The sequence below is a fragment of the Aquitalea sp. S1-19 genome (genome assembly GCF_024343515.1).
In genome coordinates this window covers 1-2,580 of sequence record NZ_RJTZ01000219.1, presented here as the reverse complement: position 1 = coordinate 2,580, position 2,580 = coordinate 1, and the positions used below count along the sequence as shown (strand labels likewise).

Genomic DNA, 2,580 nt, shown 5'->3' with positions numbered 1-2,580 from the left:
CCGAAAACCGCCGAAGCGCCTTGCCTGCCGCACAAGGGGTGATCAACATCGCTCCACAACTCGATCCGGGTGTTCGCCAGACGCTGATCCAGCGCCGATAAGTCCACCTGCGCCAAATCCGTCAATCCCGCAGGGCTAGGCCGCAGCAATTCCCCCTGCGCATCCACAAAGCGCGCCCCCAGCGCAAGCAACAGGCCAGCCCCGCCATCGTTGGTCGAAGAGCCGCCCAAGGCCAGGGCCAGATGCGTCGCGCCTTGATCCAGCGCGTCCAGCATCAGCTCGCCCACGCCGAAACTGCTGCGCTCAAGCGCCGGGCCTGGCGGCACATCCGCCAAGGGCACAACCTGCGCAACTTCTATCACGCAACAGCCATCAGGCAAACAAAGATAGGCAGCAGTTCGCGCCTGTCCTGTGGCATCGTGCACCACGCACTCGCGCCAGATGCCGCCTGACACGCTATGGAGCACATCCAGCGTGCCTTCACCGCCATCGGCCATGGGTTTGAGCGTCACCCGGGCCTGTGCATCGGCCCGGCGCAGCCCTGCAGCCATTGCCGCGGCCACACGGGCAGCAGGCAAGGAGCCCTTGAAACTATCGGGCGCAATCAGCCAATGCATAACAACTCCACGGCAAATAAAAAGCATTCTAAAGACATGAGGCGGCCTTCTATAGTAAAACTTCAGCCGATAAGACAGCACAAGGAAACCATCATGCAACTCGTCTGCCCTGGCTGCGGCGCCAAAAACCGCGTACCCGATGCGCGTCTACAGGACCAGCCCAAATGCGGTAAGTGTGCGCAAGCGCTAATGGCCGGCGAGCCGGCTCCACTGGGCGAGGCAAGCCTGCCGGGATTCGTGACGGGAACCGAGTTACCCGTGCTGGTCGATTTCTGGGCCGCTTGGTGCGGCCCTTGTAAAACCATGGCACCGCAATTTGCCGAAGCGGCACGGCAAGCACCGGAAATACGCTTTGCCAAAGTCGACAGCGATGGCGCACCACAAGCAGCGGCCCGCTACGCCATACGCAGCATCCCGACGCTGGTGCTATTCAAGAACGGCCGCGAAATTGCCCGCCACAGTGGCGCAATGCCCGCAGCACAGATACTGGCATGGGCACGAAGCGAACTCTCGCGCCACGGCTGACTGGCAAGGTGCGACCGGCTCACCCATACTGGCGATTACTGTCATATGGAGCGCACATCATGAAAACATGGCATGCCTGCCTGTTAAGCCTGTCCCTGCTGTCGCCACTGCCGGCACTGGCCGCCAGTGACATCCAGCAAAAAACCGTCGTGTTCGCCAAGGGCGCGACCAGCACCAACATCAAGGATCAGCTCAAGGGCTACCAGACTATCGACTACCAACTGCACGCGCGCGCCGGGCAACAGATGCGCGTCGACTTCGCGCCGAGCAACAGCTCAGCCTACTTCAACCTGCTGCCACCAGGCTCGGATGAAGCACTGTTTGTCGGCTCGACACTGGGCAACCACTACAGCGGCGTGCTTCCCGCCGACGGCGTCTACACGATACGCGTCTACCTGATGCGCAATGCCGCGCGACGCAATGAAACGGCCCGCTACACGCTCAAGGTCGGCATAGAAGCAAGCGCACATAAGGCCACGTCAACTGCCTTCGACAAGACACTGAACCTGCAAGGCGTCAATTTTCATGTGATGGCAACCAACGAGGGCTCGCTCAACCAGCTCACTATCACCCCGTCCGGACTTTCAGGCAGCAATACGCCCATCAAGCGTGAAATAGACGGCAGCGTGAGCGGCGCCGAAGTGGCTGACCTCAATGCCGACGGCTCGCCCGAAGTTTATGTTTACGTCAATTCGGCCGGCAGCGGCAGCTACGGTTCACTGGTCGGCTACGCCGTCAATCGTAAAAAATCGCTGAGCGAGATCCATCTGCCCGACCTCTCTACCGACAAGAAACTGTCACAAGGCTATCAGGGGCATGATGCATTTGCGGTTGGCGAGGGGCGCTTGCTACGCCGCTTCCCGGTCTATCGGGACGGAGATATCAATGCCAAGCCAACTGGCGGCATGCGCCAGATCCAGTACCGTCTGGTGCCAGGCGAAGCGGGTTGGCAATTGAAAATGGACAAGGTAGTAACGTACTGAAAGCGTCAAGAGAGGCGGTTTTAAAGCAAGAAGGGGCCGCCATCCGGCGGCCCCTTACAAGCGTGCATCAATAAATAAAGCGCGCCTTCAGGTTTCCCAGCATAAAGGTGTCGACGATAGACTCGGCACGTTCACGCGCACCGCCGCGCTTATGGCCTTTTCTGGCCACGATCAGCTCGTTCTTCATCGAGTGCTCCCAGCCGACCAGCTCGGTGACGGTAAGCTGGTAGCCGTGCGATTCCAACAGCAGACAGCGCAATACATTGGTCAGCTGGCTGCCGAACTCGCGGGTATGGATGCCGTGGCGCACGAGCTCGGCCAATGGCGTACCCGCCAGCAGCTTGGCCTTCACCTGACGCAGTTCGGCGGCAACTTCGGCCTGGCAGCACGGCACCAGCACGATGAACTGGGCATCCTTTTCCAGCGCGAAGCGGATCGCGTCGTCGGTGGCGGTA

At 60.5% G+C, this 2,580-nt stretch carries 4 protein-coding genes; 2 read left to right on the top strand and 2 right to left on the bottom strand.

Translation table 11 applies throughout. The annotated features are described in order from the left end of the window. Positions 1-617 (bottom strand): glycerate kinase (locus EGI20_RS17435; protein WP_498632981.1); only part of this gene is annotated, 617 nt, incomplete at its 3' end. A gap of 93 nt (positions 618-710) precedes the next feature. Here EGI20_RS17435 and trxC point away from each other — a divergent pair. Beyond that, entirely contained in the window at positions 711-1,142 is a 432-nt protein-coding gene (trxC, locus tag EGI20_RS17430) for a thioredoxin TrxC (RefSeq protein ID WP_498632979.1), read from the top strand. A gap of 59 nt (positions 1,143-1,201) precedes the next feature. After that, positions 1,202-2,125, top strand: a complete 924-nt coding sequence (locus EGI20_RS17425) for a PliI family lysozyme inhibitor of I-type lysozyme (protein WP_498632978.1) — start codon at positions 1,202-1,204, stop codon at positions 2,123-2,125. A gap of 67 nt (positions 2,126-2,192) precedes the next feature. On the opposite strand, the gene EGI20_RS17420 is transcribed toward EGI20_RS17425, so the two are convergent. Then, a partial coding sequence (locus EGI20_RS17420; protein WP_498632976.1) for a methyltransferase occupies positions 2,193-2,580 on the bottom strand: 388 nt, incomplete at its 5' end.